The 14957-nt window shown below is 68.5% G+C and carries 12 protein-coding genes; all 12 read right to left on the bottom strand.

The window, feature by feature from the left end; translation table 11 throughout:
* Window positions 1–11: 11 nt before the first annotated feature.
* Window positions 12–1169 carry a DegT/DnrJ/EryC1/StrS family aminotransferase gene (locus ACYQ4W_RS11555; RefSeq protein WP_459856697.1) on the bottom strand — a complete coding sequence of 386 codons (1158 nt, stop codon included), beginning with the start codon at window positions 1167–1169 and terminating at the stop codon, window positions 12–14.
* Window positions 1166–2188: a Gfo/Idh/MocA family protein gene (locus ACYQ4W_RS11550; protein ID WP_459856695.1), complete on the bottom strand. Its 1023-nt coding sequence runs from the start codon at window positions 2186–2188 to the stop codon at window positions 1166–1168. The genes ACYQ4W_RS11555 and ACYQ4W_RS11550 overlap by 4 nt, the downstream gene beginning before the upstream one ends.
* Before the next feature lie 4 nt (window positions 2189–2192).
* The gene (locus tag ACYQ4W_RS11545; protein WP_459856693.1) at window positions 2193–2849 is read right to left on the bottom strand and encodes a cytidylyltransferase domain-containing protein; all 657 of its coding nucleotides are present in this window, start codon (window positions 2847–2849) and stop codon (window positions 2193–2195) included.
* Between the two features lie 22 nt (window positions 2850–2871).
* Window positions 2872–5814, bottom strand: coding sequence for a hypothetical protein (locus ACYQ4W_RS11540; protein WP_459856691.1), 2943 nt, complete (start codon window positions 5812–5814; stop codon window positions 2872–2874).
* Between the two features lie 4 nt (window positions 5815–5818).
* Window positions 5819–6574, bottom strand: coding sequence for an acylneuraminate cytidylyltransferase family protein (locus tag ACYQ4W_RS11535; RefSeq protein ID WP_459856688.1), 756 nt, complete (start codon window positions 6572–6574; stop codon window positions 5819–5821).
* Window positions 6575–6676: 102 nt separating this feature from the next.
* Complete coding sequence (locus tag ACYQ4W_RS11530; RefSeq protein WP_459856686.1) at window positions 6677–7639, bottom strand: GDP-L-fucose synthase family protein; 963 nt, start codon at window positions 7637–7639, stop codon at window positions 6677–6679.
* 9 nt (window positions 7640–7648) lie between these two features.
* A complete protein-coding gene (gmd, locus tag ACYQ4W_RS11525) occupies window positions 7649–8737 on the bottom strand; it encodes a GDP-mannose 4,6-dehydratase (RefSeq protein WP_459856683.1) in 1089 nt (362 codons plus the stop codon).
* Between the two features lie 90 nt (window positions 8738–8827).
* Window positions 8828–9619: a glycosyltransferase gene (locus ACYQ4W_RS11520; RefSeq protein WP_459856680.1), complete on the bottom strand. Its 792-nt coding sequence runs from the start codon at window positions 9617–9619 to the stop codon at window positions 8828–8830.
* Between the two features lie 92 nt (window positions 9620–9711).
* A complete protein-coding gene (locus ACYQ4W_RS11515) occupies window positions 9712–10686 on the bottom strand; it encodes a UDP-glucuronic acid decarboxylase family protein (protein ID WP_459856678.1) in 975 nt (324 codons plus the stop codon).
* 90 nt (window positions 10687–10776) lie between these two features.
* Window positions 10777–11427: a hypothetical protein gene (locus ACYQ4W_RS11510; RefSeq protein ID WP_459856676.1), complete on the bottom strand. Its 651-nt coding sequence runs from the start codon at window positions 11425–11427 to the stop codon at window positions 10777–10779.
* Between the two features lie 7 nt (window positions 11428–11434).
* On the bottom strand, window positions 11435–12607 hold the full coding sequence (locus ACYQ4W_RS11505; RefSeq protein ID WP_459856674.1) for a DegT/DnrJ/EryC1/StrS family aminotransferase: 1173 nt from the start codon (window positions 12605–12607) through the stop codon (window positions 11435–11437).
* Complete coding sequence (locus ACYQ4W_RS11500) at window positions 12604–14880, bottom strand: STT3 domain-containing protein (RefSeq protein WP_459856671.1); 2277 nt, start codon at window positions 14878–14880, stop codon at window positions 12604–12606. The genes ACYQ4W_RS11505 and ACYQ4W_RS11500 overlap by 4 nt, the downstream gene beginning before the upstream one ends.
* Between the last annotated feature and the right edge of the window lie 77 nt (window positions 14881–14957).

Below are 14957 nucleotides of genomic sequence, written 5' to 3'. Positions count from 1 at the left end.
CTCCTCGAAGTCTACAGGTAGGAGCGGAGCGTTTTGCAAACGTGCTCCGCAATGTAATTCATGTCCTCCGCCCCCAGGTGCGGCCCCACAGGCAGGGCGATGCTTCCGTCGCTGATCTGCTCGGCCACGGGGAAGTCCCCGGGCGAGTATGGGGCGAGGCTCTGGTAATGGCTCATGCGGGGCACGGGCTGCGGATAGTAGATGCTGGTGCCTATGCCCGCGGCGTTGAGCGCGGCGATGAGCTCGTTGCGCCGCGGCGCGAGCGGGCCGGAAAGAACCAGGGAAAGGCAGTAGTGGCTGTTCTCGGCCGCCGCGTTCTGGGAGTCGAGGACGCGCGTTTCGTCCACCCCGGCCAGACCGGCCTTGAGCAGGGCGAAGTTTTCGGCGCGGCGGCGCAGAATCTCCGGCAGGCGCAGCATTTGCGCGCGGCCCAGGGCGGCGTTCAGTTCGCTCATGCGGTAGTTGAGCCCCAGCTCCACCACGTCGTAGTAGCCCGGCACCTTGCGTTCGGTGTAGGTGCGGTCCACGCCGAAGGCCCGCTTGCGGGCGATGCGCTTGGCCATGTCCGCGTCGCGGCAGGAGAGCATGCCGCCCTCCGCCGTGGTGATGTGCTTGACCGGATAGAAGGAGAAGCAGCCCGCATCGCCCCACAGGCCCGCGTGCACGCCTTTGTAGCGCGTGCCGACGGCCAGGGCGCAGTCTTCCACCACATAAAGCCCGTGGGCCCTGGCCAGGTCCATGATGGCGTCCATTTCGCAGGGAATGCCCAGATAGTGCACCAGGGTGAGGGCCTTGGTGCGCGGGGTTATGGCCCGCGCCATGGCTTCGGCGGTGATGTTTCCGGTCAGCGGCTCGGCGTCGGCGAACACGGGCGTGGCGCCGACGGCTGCCACCGCGTGCGCCGTGGCCACGTGGGTCAGCGCCGGAACCACCACCTCGTCGCCAGGGCCGATGCCCCGGGAAAAATAGGCCATGTGCAGCGCGGCCATGCACGAGCTCATGGACACGCAGTGTGCGCCCTGGCCCAGAAACGCGGCGAAGTCCTCCTCAAAGGCCTTGCCGCGCGGGCCATGCGCCAAAATATCGCCGTTCAACACCTCCAGAACGGCCTGCCGTTCCTCGTCGCCTATCCACGGCCTGCCAAAGGGAATTTTGCGTATCTGCGTCATGAATACTCCACCTGTACAGTGCGCCTGTCGCGCAGGGCTTCGTCGCTGGCCGCACATACGGCCACAACGTCCAGCATCGTTTGCACTTCCCGTGCCCAATCGCGCCCTTCCCGTATGCCGCGCACAAAATCGGCAATGAGATCGCCTTTGCCCGCAGGCAGCGGAGCCTCGGTCCAAAGCTGCGGCGGCTCGGCCGGGTCGCGGCTGGCGTGCAGCCGGGCTCCCGCGTCGTCGTAGATGAATGTGCCCTTGGTGCCGTAAATGCGCAGCACGTGCTGGTGCCTGTGCACGCAGCCGAAATTCGCCGTGAACCGGGCGATGGCGCCGCCGGTCAGCTCCGCCGTGGCGGTGACGAAATCCTGGTGGCGGAAGGCCGTGCCCTCGGTGCAGATGGCGTTGCCCACCGCAGAGATGCGCACGGGCCGCAACCCGGTGAGCCACAGCGCCATGTCGATGAGGTGCACGCCGCCCCCGGCCATGACGGAATAGTCCCGCTCCACGCTGCGCCAGCCCTGGGTGATTTTGTGCAGGCGTCCGTAGAGGTATTCGCCGTCCAGGGCGTAGATGCGCCCCAGAGCGCCCTCGTCCAGGGCGGCGCGCAGGCGGCGGTACAGGGGCGCGGCGCGCAGCACAAGGTTGGAGGAAAGGGCCCGGTCTGGACCGCCGGCCTCCAACCAGGCTTGCCGCACACGCCGGACCTCGTCCATGGTGCGGCACACGGGCTTTTCCACAAAGACGTGCTTGCCCGCGGCCAAAGCCGCCGCAACTTGTCCTGCGTGGTCGGCATCATATGTCGCAAGGGAAATGGTGTCCACCTCGGGGTCGGCCAGGATGGCCTCGAAGGACGGGGCCACGCGGCCCGCGCCCAGGGTGGCGGCCAGGGTCTCGGCCTTGGCGCGGTCCAGGTCGTGCAGCCACAGCAGCCGGCAGCCGCCCTCGCGCAGGTAGGCCCGCGCGTGCTGCTCGCCGACGCCCAGGCCCACCACGGCCACGCCGAGCTTCTTGCCGTTTGCGCTCATGGCCTCACTCCCGGAACCCCGCGCAGGGGTACTCGCCGTTGCTTTGCCGCCACTTTTCCAGCCGCTCCATGTCGCCCGGCTCATCCACGGCCAAGCGCAGGTCCGGATCGGCCGGGCGCAGGCTCTCGATGTTGCTGATGCGGCAGAATTCCGGGTGGGCGTACAGGTAGCGCGTCACGTGCTCCCGGTCCTCCGGGGCGGCGGCCCGCTGCGCCATGTTCCGGAAAACCGAGGTGCGCAGCAGCTCCACGCTCAAACCCGGCGGGTAGGTGCGCGGAAAAACATTGGTCACCAGGTCCGCCTGGCCACGGGCGAACACCTCCAGCGCCTTGACGAACAGAAACGGCTCCAGCAGGGGGCTGTCCGCGCAGACGCGGAAAAACGCCTCGCAGGGGTGCTCGGTCAGGGCCAGGTCGAAGCGGCCCAGAACGTCTTCCAGCGGACCGCGCACAACGGCGAGGCCCAGGCTTTGCGCATACAGGGCCAGCGGGTCGTCGGACTCCTCCCGGCTGGTGGCCAGCACGCGGGCGGCTATTCCCGGCACGGGCTCCAGCCGCCGCGCCACCTGGGCCAGCAGCGGCCGCCCCAAAAAGGGCGCCAGCATCTTGCCGGGAAAGCGCCGGGAGCTCATCCGGGCTTGAATGATGATGTTCACGATCATGCCGCATCCTCTGGTTGCCGCTTCAAGCGTTCCGTCCGCGCGTGGCCGCCGCCGGTTCCGGGCATTGTCCGCGGAAGGAAGCGGGCATCAGCGCCTGCACGTCCTCTTGCCGATACCCCAGCATGCCCAGGCGGGCAACGCACAAGTCCAGAGTCAGCTGCGCGACGGGCTCGCCGCGGCCCTCCTCCTTGCCTTGCGCGGCCAGAGCCTGGAAGGCCCGGCGCACCAGCAGCATGTCGGTGCTGCGCAGGCGGCCCAGCTCGTCGTCGCGCCGGAACAGCTCCAGCGCGCGGTCCGTGTCGCGGTGGGCAAGCCAGTGCGTCGTCCCCAACTGGGCAAGGCAGTTGCAGTGCAGGGGCGAGCGGTCATACGTCTCCAGCACCATGCGCTCGGCGGTTTCCATGTCGCCCAGAAAGGCGTGCAGCATGGCCTGATAATTCATCCACGAGGCGTCAAGGCGGCCCAGGCCCGCGTCCCTGTCGAACAAGGACAGCGCCGCCCTGGCGTCGTGCCGCAGCAGATAGTGATGATGCCAGCCGATCATGGCATAGCCGTTGGCAACCGCCACATTTTTGACGTACGCGCGCTCCACGATGTCGTTGGCGTGTTCCAGCTCGCCCGTGTAGGCCAAGGCCGCGGCATACAGCGGCGCATACTCCTCGCCAAGCCGTCCTTCGCGCTGGTCCAACTCGAAAATCGGCAGCGCCCGGGCCGGGTCGAAGTCGCGCAGGGCGAAGCGCCACACGGCGATGATGGCGTAATGGCTGCGCAGCGAGGGCTGCTTGGCGTAGGCCGCCGCGGTGAGGGCCAGGGCCTCCTTCTCCCGCTTGCACACGGCCAGGGCCTCGCAATAGTGGTACAGCCAGCGCGGCGACATGCGCCCAGCCAGGGCGTCGCGCTCCAGCCAGCGGAGATATTCGTCGAAGCGGAGCCGGGGCCGGAAGCACTCCACGGCGATGCGCGCATACTCGTCTTGCAGCCAGGGCGATTGGCGATATTGTTCATCCAGCAAGGCCTCGGCCTCGTCGAACATGTCCCGGCGCGCCAGCAGAAGCGGCAGCCCAGCCGACCACCCCCCCGGCAGCGCGGCGGCGCGTGCGTGTTGCCGCATGCCCGCCAGGGCTGCGTGGGTGGAAGGCAGGGCGGACATGCCGGGTTGGGCGTCCTGGCTCAGCTTTTCCCAAAGCTCCAGCAGGTCCTCCAGCAGCCGGGGCAGCTCCACGCGCTCGAAGTCCGCAGGCAAGAGCGAGAGCAGCTTGGCCCAGTGGATGGAGTGGATGCGCAGGGGCAGCAGCTCCACCCCCAAATCGACCTCGCGCAGCTGCCTGTCCACAAGGGCGAATTCGAAAGTCAGCGCGGCATGCAGCCGGCGCAGTTCGGCCAGGGCGGCCAAAGCCTTTTCCCCATGCGGACGGGCCGCGCCGGATGGCTCGCCCCCCAGGGCCGCGCGGGCCAGGGCCAGTTCCGACCGCGCCTCGTCCAGGGCCGACAGCAGGTCCGCCGGCAGAGCCGCCCCGGGCTGCGGGGCGGTGCTTTGCCCGGTGGATGTCTCCGATCCGTGCGGACCATCCGATTCCGCCCAGGCCGATTCCGTCCAGTCCGATTCGGCCCTGTCCGATTCGGCCCAGCCAAGCCCCGTCCAGTCCCGGCCGGGTCCGCCCCGGCCAGACACCCCCGGCGCACCGCAGGCATCCTCTGTCAGGCGCTCCTGGTCATTCAGAACGACGAACTCCATCCCCGTGACCGCGTTCAGGGCGGACAAGGGGTCGCGCAGGCCCGCGGCGGAAAAGCCCAGCAGCGAACCCTCCAGCTCCAGCACATCCGGAAAAGACTGCCGGCCGTGGATGCGTTTCCCCGTGGCGCAGTTGACGGCGGCCATGATGCGGTAATCCAGCTCCCAGCCGCCGCAGGCCGAGGTGAAGGGAATGAAGATGTCCGCCTGGGGCAGCTGCGCCGGGGCCAGGGCGTTCAGCACGAACACCGGGGAACCGGTCTGGGGCGGCACGGTTCCCGCCTTGCGGAAGACACCGCCGGCGGCCGTGAAGCTGCCCGCTTCCAGCGTTTGGTTGCGCAGGATCAGGGACCGTTCCAAGTTCTGGGGCTGCCGTTTGTCCGGCAGGGGAAAAAGCTGGTTGCGGGTGGCGGCGAGGAGCTTCGTCCCGGCGCCCATGAGCCAATCGGCGCCCTGGCGGACAAAGCACGCCGGGCCTTCGCCCACCGGCCGCAGCAGCGGCATGGCGGCAAGGTCCTGCTCGCAGAACACCACTTGGCGGACGAAAATGCCGTCCTCGCGGCGCAGGAACACCCGCCCGTGGGCGGAGAGCGGTTGCGCCTGCGCGCCAGGGGCCAGGCGCACAAGGCGGCTGGCGCTGCCCAGCCATTCAAAAACGCCGCCCTCGTCTCCGTCCGCATTTTGCGGCCAGGGTGCGCTTGAGGGCATGCGGAACGGCGCGGAAGCATGGGCGCGGCCGGTCAGCCCAGCGGCCGCAGCCACGGCCGCGCACGCCTGCGCGGCGTCGGGATCGACCGGTGAAAACGCCTGGCAGGCGACGATGTCGAGATATTCCTGCCATTGGCAGGGGTGGTCGCGGCAGGGCGCCACGGAGAGCAGCACGTCCGCTCCGTTCCCGGTTCCTGCGCCCGCCAGGCGCTCCAAGGCCTCGGCCACGCGTCCGGCGGTCAGGTTCGGGTTGCGGGGGGTGACGAACAGGACGGCTTCCGCCTTGAGCCCACGAAGGATTTCGGCCGCGGCCAGCCAGCCGGCGGGCAACGTGGCGCAGGTTTCCGGCCCGGTGGAAAGCTGGTGGCCCCGCACGCCGGGCGGCAGGCGCAGCGCTTGGCCGGGAGCGTGGAACACATGCACGGCCAAGCCAAGCCCGTCCAGCAGGGCCAGGGTGCGGTCCAGGGCGTGCTGTGCGCCCTCCGGCGGCAGGCCGTGGCAGGGAATGGCCAGAAGCGGCTTCATGGCTTTACCTGCCGGCAACGGACTGCTCCGTCACGGCCTGCGCTGCCGGGACTCGGGGCGTCGCCGCCTCCGGATCCCAGGCGCAAATGAGTTCGTTGGCGCGGCACAGGTGCTGCGGTTCATCGATGTCGATGAGCTCCGCCTCCGTGCGCAGGGGGCGCAGATAAAATTCCCGCGTTCCGCCCTGGCACCGCGCGCCCACGTACAGCCCGTAATTGCGGTAGAAAAGACGCGAGCCGAACCTGCCGTCTTCGTCCAGCGAGCGCAGGCCGCCGGACCCGGACGGCACGAAATGGCTGAATGCCCGGGGAGCCAGCACCCGGACCGTGCGCACGTTGCGGTAGCCCTCAAGCAGCTTGGCCGTGAGGGTCTGCATAAGCTCCCGCGAGCGGAACGGGTGGGTGGGGTACAGGTTGACGTAGGCCTCCGGCGCGTAGCCCTCGGCGTTGCGCAGGGCCTGGAGCGCGTGCTGCACCACGTCGCCGATGGAGGCCGTGTCGCCGGAGAGCGAGGCCGGGCGCATGAAGGGCGTTTCCGCACCCCATTGGCGCGAGACCGCGGCGATTTCTTCGCTGTCCGTGGAGACGATGACCCGGTTGATGAGCGCACAGTTGAGGGCGGCGAGGATGGAATGGGCGATGAGCGGCTTGCCGCCCAGGTCGGCGAGGTTTTTTCCCGGTATGCCCCGGGAGCCGCCGCGCGCGGTGATGATGGCGACGACCTTGCGCCGCGCCGCACCGCCTGTTGTGACCTCCTTCATCGTTCCGCTCTCCCGCGCCCCTGCCGGGGTTCCGCCGGCTGCGCGCCGGCCCTGTTCATTCCGATTCTTCTAAATATGCAAGGCAAATGCCGCCAATGGGCGTTATCCTGCCAGCCGCGCAACATAATCCGCATAGGACCTTTCCAGGCCGCGGCGCAGCTCCACGCGCGGCCGCCAGCCCAGGGCGAACAGGCGCGAGACGTCCAGGCGCTTCAGCGGGGTGCCGTCCGGCCGTGAGGCGTCGAAGACCAGCTCGCCCTCGTAGCCGACAACCTGCGCCACCAGGTGCGCCGCCTCGGCGATGGTCATGTCCTCGCCGCCGCCCACGTTGATGAGCGGCCACTGCCCTTGGCCCAGCAGCACGGAGTATTCGTCGTCCGGCAGGGTCATGAGGTGCAGGCAGCCCGCGGCCATGTCGTCGCTGTGCAGAAATTCGCGCCGGGGCGTGCCCGTGCCCCAAACCACAACCTGGGCCGCGCCGCTGGTCTTGCCCTCGTGCATCTTGCGGATGAGCGCCGGGATGACGTGGGAGTTCTCGGGGTCGTAGTTGTCGCCCGGGCCGTACAGATTGGTGGGCATGGCGGCGAGAAAGCGCGTGCCGTACTGCCGGTTGTAGCTGGCGCACATCTCGATGCCGGAAATTTTTGCCACTGCGTAGGCCCGGTTGGTGGGCTCCAAGGGGCCGGAGAGCAGGTGCTCCTCGCGCATGGGCTGGGGGCACAGGCGCGGGTAGATGCAGCTGCTGCCCAGGAACAGCAGGCGGTCCACCCCGGCGGCCCAGGCCTCGTGGATGACGTTGGTCTCGATGGCCAGGTTGATGCGGATGAACTCCGCCGGGTAGGCGCTGTTGGCGTGGATGCCGCCCACCTTGGCCGCGGCCAGGAACACGTGCTCCGGCCGCTCGCCTTGGAAAAAGGCGCGCACCGCGGCCTGGTCCGTCAGGTCGAGCTCGTCATGCGCGCGGGTGATGATGTTGGCGTAGCCCCGGGCCGCAAGCGCCCGCACCAGGGCCGAACCGGCCAGCCCCCTGTGTCCGGCGACGAAGATCCTGCTGTCCTTGCGCATCAAACCGTCCTACTCGTTGTAATCGCACACCGTATAGCCGTGCTTCTTCACCAGCTCGTCGCGCTTGGCGTCCTTCAGGTCCTCGCGCACCATCTCGCGCACCAGCTCGTCAAAGCCGGTGCGGGCGGTCCAGCCCAGGCGCTCCCGGGCCTTGGTCCCGTCGCCCAGCAGGGTCTGCACCTCGGTGGGGCGGTAGTAGCGCGGGTCGATGGCGATGCGGCACACGCCGCCGGCGTCCAGGGCCTTTTCCTCAACCCCTTGGCCCTGCCACGAAAATTCCAGCCCCAGCTCGGCCGCGGCGGCGTTGACGAAGTCGCGCACGCTTTTCTGCTGCCCGGTGGCGATGACGTAGTCGTCGGGCTTGTCCTGCTGGAGCATGAGCCACATGGCCTCGACGTAGTCGCGCGCGTGGCCCCAGTCGCGCTTGGCGTCCAGGTTGCCCAGGTAGAGGCAGTCCTGCAGGCCCAGCTTCACGCGCGCCAGGGCGCGGGTTATCTTGCGGGTGACGAAGGTCTCGCCGCGCACGGGCGATTCGTGGTTGAACAGGATGCCGTTGCTGGCGTGCACGCCGTAGGCCTCGCGGTAGTTCACCGTGATCCAGTAGGCGTAGAGCTTGGCCGCGGCGTAGGGGCTGCGGGGGTAGAAGGGCGTGTTCTCGTTCTGCGGCGACTCGCGCACCTGGCCGTACAGCTCGCTGGTGGAGGCCTGGTAGAAGCGGGTCTTGGCCTCCAGCCCCAGGATGCGGATGGCCTCCAGCACGCGCAGGGTGCCCAGGGCGTCGGAGTTGGCGGTGTATTCCGGTTCCTCGAAGGAGACGGCCACATGGCTCTGGGCCGCGAGGTTGTATATTTCGTCGGGCTGGATGCGCTGGATGATGCGCAGAAGGCTCAAGGAATCGGTCATGTCGCCGTGGTGCAGAATGAACCGGCGGCTTTGCTGGTGCGGGTCCTGGTACAGGTGGTCTATGCGCCCGGTGTTGAACAGGGAGCTGCGCCGCTTGAGCCCGTGCACGGTGTAGCCCTTCTCCAGCAGAAACTCCGCGAGATAGGCTCCGTCCTGGCCGGTGATGCCGGTGATGAATGCGACCTTGGCCGTCATTGTTTCTCCATGAGCGCCAGCGGCGCTCTGCTGGCGTGCTGAATATTGACCTCGCCCGGCCCATGGCGCGGACCGCGGAAAATTGCGCCGCTATTTCGCCGCGCGCGCCCTGGCCACCAGCACCTTGGACTCCTCCAGCAGGCGGTTCCAGCTGGTGGGGGCGTGGATGTCCACCTCGCGCTTGGCGTGGTCGCGCACGTACATGAGCACGCGGGGAATGTGGACCATGACCGCGCCGCCCTCGGCGAAGCGCTGGAACAGCTCGTGGTCGTGGGCCAGCAGGCTTTCGTCATAAAGGCCGAAGCGTTTGTGCAGCCCGGTCTTGTACAGCTTGGCCACGCCGCACAGGTACCAGTCCTTGAAGCAGCGCTGGAAGGAGTAGTCCGGCAGGGCGAAGCGACGCACCCAGTGCCCGGCGTCGTCCACTATGGCCATGTCGGCGTAGACGAAATCCGCGCCGCGCTCCAGCTCGGCCACCATCTCGGTGATCATGGAAGGCAAAAGCGCGTCGTCCGAGGGCACATAGGTGCAGTATTCGCCCGTGGCCGCGGAAAAGCCGGTGTTCAGCGCCGGGGCCAGGCCCTTGTTCTTCTCGTGGTGGATGATGCGCAGGGTGCGCCCGGTTTGCGGGTAGCGCGGCTCGTACACGCGCTCGATGACGTTCTTCTCCGCGTCGTAATAGGAGGCGTAGGACACGGTGTCCTCGGCCAGGGCGCGCTCGAACCCGCGCAGCGTCTCGGCCGTCGCGTCGGAGGAGCCGTCGTTGACCACGATGACCTCAAGCTCCGGGTAGTCCTGGAACCAGATGGAGTCGAGGCACACGCGCAGGTACTGGGCCTGGTTATACGTGGGCACGATGAGGGAGACGGTTTTGGGCGGCATGGGCACCTCTTCTGTTGACGAAACCGACGCTGCGGCCGGGCCTTGGCGGGGGGGCGCGCGGCCCGCTCCGCTCTTCTTCTTCCGCGCCGGGGCTAGAGCCTGTAGCTCGGCGCGCCTTCCTTCAGCAGCATGTCGAAATAGGCGATGGTCTTCTTCAGGCCGTCCTCCAGGGCGACCTTGGGTTCCCAGCCGAACTTCTCCCGCGCGAGGGTGATGTCCGGCTTGCGCTGGCGTGGGTCGTCGGCGGGCAGCGTCTCGCAGATGATCTTGGACGCGCTGCCGGTGATGGCGATGACCTTCTGCGCCAGCTCCATGATGGTGAATTCGCCGGGGTTGCCCATGTTCATGGGGCCGATGAAGGCGTCCTCGCTGTCCATGAAGCGCACCATGAGCTCCACCAGGTCGTCCACGTAGCAGAAGGAGCGCGTCTGCTGGCCCTCGCCGTAGACGGTGATGGGCTTGTTCTGCAGCGCCTGGACGATGAAGTTGGAGACCACGCGGCCGTCGTTGGGGTGCATGCGCGGGCCGTAGGTGTTGAACAACCGCCCCACCTTGATGGGGATGCCGTGCTGCCGGTGGTAGGAGAAGAACAGGCTTTCGGCGCAGCGCTTGCCCTCGTCGTAGCAGGAGCGCAGCCCGATGGGGTTGACGTTGCCCCAGTATTCCTCCGGCTGTGGGTGCATGTCCGGGGCGGGGTCGCCGTACACCTCGCTGGTGGAGGCCTGGAAGATGCGCGCGCGCAGGCGTTTGGCCAGCCCGAGCATGTTGATGGCGCCGTGCACGCAGGTCTTGGTGGTCTGCACGGGGTCGTGCTGGTAGTGGATGGGCGAGGCCGGGCAGGCCAGGTTGTAGATCTCGTCGGCCTCGACATAGAGCGGAAAGGTTATGTCGTGGCGCAGAAGCTCGAAGCGGCTTTCGCCCAGCAGGTGCTCCACGTGGAAGCGCGCGCCTGTGAAGAAATTGTCTATGCAGAGGACCTCGTGACCGTCAGCCAACAGACGCTCGCAAAGGTGCGAGCCGAGAAAACCAGCGCCGCCGGTGACGATGATGCGTTTACGCAGATGCATGCGGTTTCTCCATATGCTGAACGCCGCCCAAGAATGGGAAAACGAAGATTGTGAACACCTTAAGCCTTATCGGCCGCTTCCGCCCTTTGTTTAGGGAGCCGCCTGGGGCGCGAGCTTGAGCCAGCGGCTCACCTGTCCGCGCCGGAGCAGAACCTGATCGGGGCGCACCTCGGCCAGGGTCCAGCCGCGGGCCTGCTCTCCCGGATGCAAGGATAATGCCTTGCCCTCCACCTGGAGCATGGCCACGGGAGCCTGGCCGCCGGCCATGACGCCCACGAGCCGGAAGGCTTCGAAGTTTGCGGGGGCGCCCAGGGCGGCGCTGGGCTGGGCGGCTGCGGCCACCAGACCCTGCACGCTGGGGCCGCCGGAGACGGGCGGCGTGGCTCCGGCCGCCGCTCCCGGCGCGCCCTTGGGGGCGAGCACGGGATCGGGCGGTGAAAAGGCCGCGCCCGGCAGCGATGGCCGGGCGATGGCCGCGGCGGCCTCCACCGGAGCATCCGGCGAGGCCAGAGGACTGTTTGGCGGCGTAAAGGGCGGCGACTTGAGGTGCAGCACGTTGCGCTCCAAAATGGCGCGCACGGGCGAATCCTCATCCATGCCCTGGCCGTGGGCGCGCAGTTCCTCCGGCGGGCGCAGCGTGGGCTCCGGCCGGGGCAGGAAGCTGGTGGCCAGGTAGGCGAGCCCCAGCCCCATGATGGCGGGCACGGCCAGCTTGGGCAGCAGACGCCAGAGTTTCTGCATGTGGCTCCTATCCCGCCAGGGCGTCGGCGATCTCTCCCTGCACCGCCGCGGTCAGGTAGGGGTGCATGGGGATGCTGAACACGCGGTCGGCCGCGGCTTCGCTGGCGGGCATGGCGCCGCGCGCGTAGCCCAGGTTGGCGAAGGCCGGCTGCAGGTGCAGCGGCGTGGGGTAGTAGATGCTGGAAGGCACGCCGCCGGCCTTGAGCCGTTCCAAAAGCTGGGCGCGGTGCTCGCCGGACTCGGCCAGGATGCAGTACTGGGCGAACACGGAAAGGTGCCCGGCGGGCACGGTGGGCAGGGTCAGACCGGGAATGCTGCCCAAGAGGTCGGCGTAGCGGCGGAACACGTCCTGGCGCAGGCGCGTCTCGTCCTCGAAGATGTCCATCTTGGCCAGCAGCACGGCCGCCTGCATGGTGTCGAGCCGGCCGGTGACGCCCAGGCGCACGTTCTCGTACTTGTCGCGGCCCTGGCCGTGGGCGCGGATGGACTGCAAAAGCTCCAAAAGCTCCGGGTCGTCGGTGAAGCACATGCCTCCGTCGCCGTAGCAGCCCAGCGGCTTGGCCGGGAAGAACGAGGTGCAGGCGATTTGGCCGAAGCTGCCTGCGCGGCGCGTCACGCCGCCCATCTCCACCGTGGCGCCAAAGGCCTGGGCCGCGTCCTCCACCACAAAGAGGCCGTGGTTGGCGGCAACGGGCAAAATGGCCTCGTAGTCGGCCAGCAGGCCGAAGAGATCCACGGGCATGACGGCCTTGGGCGTCAATTTGCCGGTGTGCGCGGGCAGGGGGTAGATGGAGCTGTCGTCGGCCTCGACGGCGCGCACGGCCAGCTCGAACTTTGCGGCGTCCATGTTGAAGGTCACGGGGTCGATGTCGACGAACACCGGGGTTGCGCCCAGAAGCGCGACGACCTCGGCCGTGGCCATGAAGGTGAAGGGCGGGCAGAACACCGCGTCGCCCGGGCCGACCTTGAGGGCCATGAGGGCCATCATGAGCGCGTCCGTGCCGGAGGCGCAGCCCACGGCGAAGCGCGTGCCGGAAAATTCGGCCAGGCGCTTCTCCAGTTTGGCGATGTCCGGGCCGTTGACGAAGGCGCCGGATTGCAGCACGCCGTCGATGCCTTGCCCCACCTTGTCGGCGATGCGGGCGTACTGGGTCTTGAGATCGATGAAGGGAATGCTCATTTGTTTTCCACCTTCGCCTGTTCCCGGGCCGCTGGCCCCGGCAGGACTTCGTATATGCGCACCAGGGGAAAGCCCTCGTGCAAAAGTTTGAAGTAACGCGCCTGCTCCGGCCTTTCCGGATCGCCGATGAGCAGCTGCACGGCCATGCTGTTGTAGGCCGCGTCGTCCAGCAGCATGGCCTGGCCCGCAAGGCTGTTGACCAAAAGATGCGCCTCGCCGGGGTGTTCGGGCATGGCGATGCGCTCCACCCCCTTTTCGGACAAGATCTCCGCGCTGGCAAGAGGCAGTGTGACGCCGTTTTTCTTGCGGGTGAAGGTGCCGTTGGTCTCGTCGATGTCGACGGGGTCGCGCAGGACGCTGACGCTGGCGTGCCTGCCCGCGCCGGCCACCACGTCCCAGGAGCCGTAGTAGCTTATCCAGTACAGCAGCACCAGATTGTCCCAGGTGGCCACCAAGTGCTGGGGCCGGGCCGGGGGCAGGACCTGGTCGCGTTCGCGCAGGCCGTCGATTTCGTCGCGCACGGCCTCGGCGGTCATGGTGTCCCAGCGGCGGGCGGGGTCGTTGCCCTGGCTGGCGGAAAGGCGGATAACCTGCGCCGCCTGACGGAAGCTGTCCGTGGAGAGGACCAGGGCCGTGGCGAAGATGTCGCGCCCGGCGTGCTTGCCCCCGTCGGAGGGGGTCATGCGCTCGCCGAAATACTGGCTGGCGTAGCCGTAGTCCCACCAGGTCCACAGCTCGGCGTCCTTTGGGGCCAGCTCGCGGTAGGCCAAGAGGGCCTGGGCGTGCGCCGGGGAAAGCACCGAGGTGCCCCGCGCCGTGGAGTACACGGGCACATAGGCCAAAAGCAGGCAGCCCAGGGCCACCACGGTCTGCGCCCAAAGGGCCAGGCGCGGCGCAAGGCCGAAGCGCAGCGTCAAGGCCTTGGCGGCCCAGTGGATGCCGATGCCCAGCCCCAGGGCCAGCACCGGCCCGCCGAACATGGTGAAGCGCGTGCCCAGCACCAGGCTGGCGAAGCCCAGGGCCATGGTGGGCGCAAGAAGCAGGAAGGCCGGGCGCAGCGCCAGCAGCGCGGCCACGCCGAGCAGCCCCAAAACGCCCAGGGTGGCGCTCATGGACATGCCGGCCAGCACAGTGCCCACGTCGGCCACGTTCTTGGCCTCGCGGATGCTCTGGGTGATGCCGGGGTAGCTGGGGCCGTGGGCCAGGGCCGCGTCGGCCACGGGTTTGAAGTAGCTGAGGGCCTTGGCCCAGAACGCGCCCAGGGGCAGCAAAAGCCCGCAGGCCAGGGCCAGAACGGCCAGGGCCGCGAGCCAGGGCCAGGGCTTGTCGCGCCAGGTGACGAACCACGTGTGCAGCCGGGCGGCGTAGCCGTGTTCATCGGCGGGGCGCAGCCACAAGAGCCAGGCCAGCAGGGCGGCCAGGGCCAGACCGAGCAGATCCGCCAGGCCGGGCGCAAAGACCGCGACGCCGAAATGGCGCGGCCCGGCGTAGCCCGCAAGGCCGTAGATCAACAGCAGGCGCAGGGCGGCCACGCGTTTGCCGCGCAGGCCGGTGACGGCCGCGAGCCCCAGGGCCAGCCAGAACAGCCCCACGCCCAGCGGCTGCACGTCGTCGTGGGCGAAGTGGGCCACGCGCGCCACAAGGCCGAAGCCGAAAGCCAGCCAGGGCAGCAGGCGCGGCAGGGGCTCGCCCGCGCGTTCGCGTTCGGCCCCGGAGGCGGCCCAGGCACGGGCGCAGCACGGCGCAAGAAGCGTGGCCAGCAAGAGCCCCAGCACCAGGGGCATCAGCTGGGTGAACACGTCGGAGTCGTAATAGCCCAGGCGCGAGCGGAAAAAAAAGCCGGGCGAAAGCGCGCCGAGCAGGGACGGAATGAGGATGGCGCGGCGTCCGGCCAGGCGCCAGGCCCACAGTCCCGTGGCCACGGCCGTGAGCGCGGCCAGAAACGGCGGCGCCCAGAAGCCGATGCTCCACAAAGGCTGGCCCGTGAGTGTGGACAAAAGCCGGGCCAGGGCGGCCATGCCGAACTGCGCGTAGCCGTTGACGCCCTTGGCCCCGGCCAGCCAGCAGTAGGCGTCGTGGGTGGAGAGGATGCGCTCCCCGTTGATCCAGTACGACGGGCCTTCCCAGTTGGGCAGCCCCAGCAGGTGCACCGCCACGGTGACGCAGTAGCCGAGGGTCAGGATGAGGGCCAGGGCGCGCCAGTCCGCCGCGAGGTCCGGGCGGTCGTCGAGCAGCTCGCTGAGCTTGGTGTACCGGGGAAAGGTGGGCGTCATGACCTGCTGCCTGCATCGACGTTAGGGGTTGGTCCGGGCGCGGGTCGCCGGGCAGCCGTGGCGCGGCGCAGGGCGGG

This window comes from Humidesulfovibrio idahonensis (genome assembly GCF_054657715.1).
This window is presented reverse-complemented; position numbering and strand designations above follow the sequence as displayed.